Origin of the sequence: Rhizobacter sp. (assembly GCF_035702065.1) — a bacterium.
Lineage (GTDB): Bacteria > Pseudomonadota > Gammaproteobacteria > Burkholderiales > Burkholderiaceae_C > Rhizobacter.
In genome coordinates, this window is record NZ_DASSRA010000296.1 from 1 (window position 1) to 5,223 (window position 5,223).

Below are 5,223 nucleotides of genomic sequence, written 5' to 3' on the forward strand. Positions count from 1 at the left end.
GCTCGACGAGCCAGGCTTGACGTCTTTTCGCAGAGAACTCGAGACATTCAATGCGATAGCCTTTGCACAGGCTGACGAGCGCGTGCCGGATCACGTCAAATGGTTCGAATCTGCGCGTCTTGTGGCTGCGTTTGACATCTACGACCCAAAGGATGCGAACTCCGGATACCACTTTGCTGCCGAGTCTGCCATCTGCTCAATCGGGATGTCCGGCTGCAAGGCGGGTGAAGAAAAGATCGACGCATGGGTGAAGGCGCCAGAGGTTGGAAGATCCAATCTCTATATGCGGGGCGTGTACTTCAATCAGCAAACATTGATTGCGGAGGCGTCGAAGGCCTCTGCCGATGTGCAAGCCGCTGCCGCGAACGTTGAAGCAGTGGCTGACATCAATGCCGCGCTGATGCTGAAACTGACAAAGAACGTGGTGAGCGGCTTCAAGTCGGTCGATTCAGCATTCGACGAATGGGCTCGCAATCAGGGGCAAGTGTTCTCAAAGAAGTGGGTCCAGCCGAGTGGCCTGGGGAAGGCGATGGGCGTCCAACACGGCTTCGAGATCCTGTTTCAGCACAAGGTGTCGGATATGACACGCGTGCTCTTTCGCAGCGGACTGAACGGTCGACTTGACAAGGCGCTGACCGCGCGAATCAGCGGATTGCTGTACGCCCGGCTGGGAAGTGTGGCCGAGCGTCTGGCCTTTGATGAACTGATGCTCAAGACTCCGCCAAAGCCGACTGCTCCAGAGAAGCTGGCCGATGGCTACAAGGGGCGCAGTGCAGAGCGCAACCAGGAACTGGCTGATCGCCGGGTGGAGAAGAAGACGGAGCAGATCCGTACCCGGGCTTCGCAGATTGCAGGCGAAGTTGACGGCTCCTTGGACACGCTGGTTGCCGATGCGCGGGCCAAAGCACAAGCCAAGGTCAAGGTGACGATCGAGGAGATGCAGAAACTTGGTGACAAGGGGCAACCCACAAACAACTATCACCAGGCTCGAATCGGCGTGGTGCTGGGCTGCATCGAGATGATTGCGCTTGGCGACAAGCTTTGGAAGTTCGAGAACAACTCCAAAGGTTGGCTCGAAGTTGGTGGGTCCATCATGGCGATCTTCAGCATCGTCCTCGATACCTTCTACGCTGCTGCGAAATCCGTCCGCGAGATTGCTCCTTACAAATCAATCGGTGCGATCAACAAGGGCGCTGACATTGTGCGGGGAGGGTTCAAGCTGGGTGCAGGCCTATTCAGCATGGGAGCCGGGATCTGCAGTGCCTTGCTTGATCTCAGCAAGATCCACACGGCATCAGACAAGAATCTCAAGGCCATCTATACGATGCGGGCAATGACGGGGTTCATCGGGGCGGGGTTCACCATGGCCGCAGCGTTCTCGTACGCGGAGCCATTGCTGTTGTACACCGCCAAGGGATATGTCCAGCACAAGATTCGCTACCGGATACTGATTTCCGCGAGCGGATTGGCGCTGAGGCTTGCAGCCCGGGTGCGGCTGCTTGTTTGGGTGGCACGCTTCAATCTCGCCGGTTTGGCATTGACCGCACTCGAGATCGGCTATCTCTACTTCAAAGACGACGATCTGCAGAACTGGTGTGAGAAGTGCACCTTCCGCAAAGAGAAGAAGACCAAGAACTGGTTGGGTGGCGAGACCAAGTCGGAGCAGTTTGAGGATGTTCACAAAGAACTTGAGGCCCTGGAAAAGGCTTGCCAAGCGGTTGGGATGAGCGGCTGACATGGGTGCTCTGGAGGATCATGTCGTGTAAGAGGCGGAAGCCCCATTCGTCATTGAAGGCCGGTTGACCCATCTCCACTGGGAGCTCGGAAGGGATAACCTGCTTGCCAAGATCGACAAACACTACAAGAGCAAAAGTGTTGCAGCCAGCGTCGGTGGCGCGGTCGGGGACATGTTCGGGCAGGCCGCAAGCGCGGCTGCGCTTGCAATGTATGACGGAGAGGACACTCAAAACTTCGCTTGCATGGTTGGCGAGCAGGTTGTCTGGGGAGAGTTCGCCGGGGCTCAATTGCTTCCAGACGGCGATGACGTCAAAGCGGTGGTCGTGCGGCAAAGGGGCGCTCTTTGCGCGCTGTCCATCATGGCCCCGAGTCGCGGGCTGCTGTGGATCAAGCATCCCTGGGGAGTGAAGGCAGAAGCCTTGGCGAACCTGAGGCTTGCTTTCTTTGGCTTTGTATTCGGTCTGCTCTGCTGGGCTGGTGGTTACTGGCTGTTAGGGCTTGTAGGGGGCTTCTGGGGGCACATGGCAAATGGTGCAATGGTGGCCTTCCTTGTATGCGGCATCGTGGCTCTTTGGGCCAATTCCGACATGAAGGCTTTGGCGAAGCCTTCCACGGAAGTTTTTCGGTTGTTGGGCTTCTTGCATCCCGAAAGGGTGCGATTGAATGGCTACATGTACTTCTTCTTCCATCAGGACGAGATCGTTGAGAAGTCGATCAGCAGCCACCAATTCAAGAACGTGTACTGCTACCAGAAGGCCATTGATGATGGCAAGCTCGCCTTGATTTGACGCTCCTGCCGAAGCTTGCCTGCCGGTCAGGGCGCACACAGCTGTGTTGGGTGAGAATCCGCCTCACCCTCACCCATTCGCACCGACTGACGGAGGACTGGCCATGAACCGACGAGCAATCACGGCGACGTTCGCAAAGGCAGGCTTGGCCGCACTGGCTCTGTCCACGCTGGGCACGCACAGCCTGGCGCAGCGCGTGAGCAACCCCATCTACCGGCCGCGGCCAGGCCGCCCCGGCGGGTCGGTCGCGTTTGGTCGCTTGCGGCCGACGGATGGCGTGGCACGCGGGCCGCTTCCTGGGGCCTTCACTGTGCGTGCTGTCGACGCCGATCGAGGCACCATCCGCCTCGCCGATGACGCAGGCCAGACGGCCGATGTGGCCGTCGCGTCCAATGTGTTCGACCTGTCTCAGCTGCAAGCGGGCGACGAAGTCGAGGTCGATTTCATCGTGCCGGACGGCAGCGGAGACAAGCCGCTCACGGCAGCGGCCATCTGGAAGCTGGAGCGCGTCACCCCATGATCCCCCGCATCGACATCGACCAGACCGGCCCCGAGGCCTACGACTACCGCGTCACCCACGAGTCCGAGCCCCTGTTCGACGACGCAGGCTTCAGCTCGGTGATGCACTGCCTCGTGGCCGCGGTCGAAGGACTTTCGCCGGAGGTGGTGGCGGTCGAGGTGGCCTTCAGCGGCTTCGTGTCGGGCACCTACCCCTTGCAGGTGTTGGCGATGAACCCGGAGCAGATCGCGGAGCACGCCGTCAACACGACGGCGGCGATCCGCGAGGTGCTGAGCAATCGTTAGGCCCGCGCGAGCCTGAAGGCCGATACCACCTGAGTCAGGCGCTTCGCCTGCTCCTTGAGCGACTCCGCGGCGGCGGCCGACTCTTCCACCAGCGCGGCGTTCTGCTGCGTCATCTGGTCGAGTTGCGACACCGACCCGCTCACTTGCACGATGCCCTGGCTCTGCTCGTCGGCTGCGGTGGTGATCTCTCCGATGATGTCGGTCACGCGCTGCACGCTGCCCACGATCTCCTGCATCGTGGCGCCGGCATCGGCCACCAGGCGCGATCCGGATTCCACCTTGTCGACCGAGGCGCCGATCAAGCCCTTGATCTCGCGGGCCGCCTGCGCCGAGCGCTGCGCCAGGTTGCGCACCTCGGCGGCAACTACCGCGAAGCCACGACCTTGCTCGCCGGCGCGGGCGGCTTCCACGGCGGCATTCAGCGCCAGGATGTTGGTCTGGAAGGCGATGCCATCGATCACGCCGATGATGTCGCTGATCTTCTTGGAGCTGGCGTTGATCTCGTCCATGGTGGTCACCACCTGAGAGACCACCGAGCCACCGCGCGAGGCGACCTCGGCGGCCGAGGCGGCGAGCTGGTTGGCCTGACGGGCCGATGCGGCCGACTGCTGAACGGCGCTGGTCAGCTGCTCCATCGAACTCGCGGCCTGCTGCAGGTTGGACGCGGTCTGTTCGGTGCGGCCCGAGAGGTCCTGGTTGCCCGAGGCGATCTCGCTGCTGGCGGTATTGATGCTGTCGGCGCCCGTGCGCACCTCGCCCACCATGCGCGCCAGCGACTCGCCCATGCGCGCGAGCGAACGCAGCACCTCGCCCATCTCGTCCTTGCGCCGGCTGTCCACCCGCACCGTCAGGTCGCCTTCGCCGATGGCGTTGGCCACGCGCAGCACCTGCTTCAGCGGGCCACGCACCATGCCCTGCAGGTACCAGGTGGCCAGCAGTGCCAGCAGGGCGATGACGCCCATCACGCCGCCTGCGAGGTAGACGGTGTGCATGCGCTCCTGGCCTGTCTTGTTGCGCAGCGCATGCGCGCCTTGCTCGTGCAGGGTGACCAGTGTCTGCTGCGCATTCATCAGTTCGGCCAGCGCCGGGCGAACCGGGTCGATTACCGCCGCGCCGCCCGGGTTCTGCGCATGCAGCTGCGCGATGGCGGCGCTGAAGGCTTGCTGTTTCTGGTCGATCGCGGCGAGGGCGGCCCGTTCGTCGGCCGATGCGGCACTCGATTCGAGCTGCTTGCGGATCTCGGCCATGCGGGTGTTCGTCGCGTCGGCCTCGGGCCGCATCCGCTCGGCCAGCGTGGTGTCGCTGCTGATCGCGGCGGCCGTGGCCCGCGCGGCGTTGGTCTCGGCCAGGCCCATCCAGCGGGCGCTCAGTTCGATGCGGGTCTGCTGCGCCGATTGCTCGGCGGTGGCCGCGGCTTGCGTCTGCGCGGTGCGCAGCCAGGAGGCGACCGACATGGTCATCAGCATCACGGTGGTGAAGACCGTGGGAATCCACAGCTTGGCGGCGAGCGAGAGGTTTTTCATGAGTGAGAGGAAGCTCTATTTCTGATGCCCAAACGAACGCAAGGCCCGCATCGCGGGCCTTGCGTTCGGAGAGGGGGAGGGGAACTCAGGCGCGTGCCAGCTTGAACACCGACACCACCTGGGCCAGGCGCCGGGCCTGTTCCTTCAAGGATTCGGCGGCTGCGGCCGACTCTTCCACCAGCGCGGCGTTCTGCTGTGTCATCTGGTCGAGGTGCACGACGGCGGTGTTGACCTGGCCGATGCCGTCGGACTGCTCCGAGGCGGCGGCGGTGATCTCGCCGATGATGTCCGTCACGCGCTGCACGCTGCCCACGATCTCGTTCATGGTGGCGCCGGCGTCGGCCACCAGGCGCGAACCCGATTCGACCTTC

Annotated in this window: 6 protein-coding genes; 4 read left to right on the plus strand and 2 right to left on the minus strand. The window is 62.7% G+C overall.

The window, feature by feature from the left end:
- The 4 genes from VFL64_RS13490 to VFL64_RS13505 all read left to right on the plus strand — a co-directional run.
- The coding region (locus VFL64_RS13490; protein WP_489540895.1) for a T6SS effector BTH_I2691 family protein at positions 1–1,735 on the plus strand (1,735 nt) is incomplete at its 5' end.
- A gap of 64 nt (positions 1,736–1,799) precedes the next feature.
- Positions 1,800–2,525: a hypothetical protein gene (locus VFL64_RS13495; RefSeq protein ID WP_489540896.1), complete on the plus strand. Its 726-nt coding sequence runs from the start codon at positions 1,800–1,802 to the stop codon at positions 2,523–2,525.
- A 103-nt stretch (positions 2,526–2,628) separates the two neighbouring features.
- The gene (locus tag VFL64_RS13500) at positions 2,629–3,045 is read left to right on the plus strand and encodes a hypothetical protein (RefSeq protein WP_489540897.1); all 417 of its coding nucleotides are present in this window, start codon (positions 2,629–2,631) and stop codon (positions 3,043–3,045) included.
- A complete protein-coding gene (locus tag VFL64_RS13505; protein WP_489540898.1) occupies positions 3,042–3,329 on the plus strand; it encodes a hypothetical protein in 288 nt (95 codons plus the stop codon). Before VFL64_RS13500 ends, VFL64_RS13505 begins: the two co-directional genes overlap by 4 nt.
- On the opposite strand, the gene VFL64_RS13510 is transcribed toward VFL64_RS13505, so the two are convergent.
- Together VFL64_RS13510 and VFL64_RS13515 are read right to left on the minus strand one after the other, a co-directional pair.
- Entirely contained in the window at positions 3,326–4,852 is a 1,527-nt protein-coding gene (locus VFL64_RS13510) for a methyl-accepting chemotaxis protein (protein WP_489540899.1), read from the minus strand. The genes VFL64_RS13505 and VFL64_RS13510 overlap by 4 nt on opposite strands.
- A gap of 85 nt (positions 4,853–4,937) precedes the next feature.
- Positions 4,938–5,223 (minus strand): methyl-accepting chemotaxis protein (locus tag VFL64_RS13515; protein WP_489540900.1); only part of this gene is annotated, 286 nt, incomplete at its 5' end.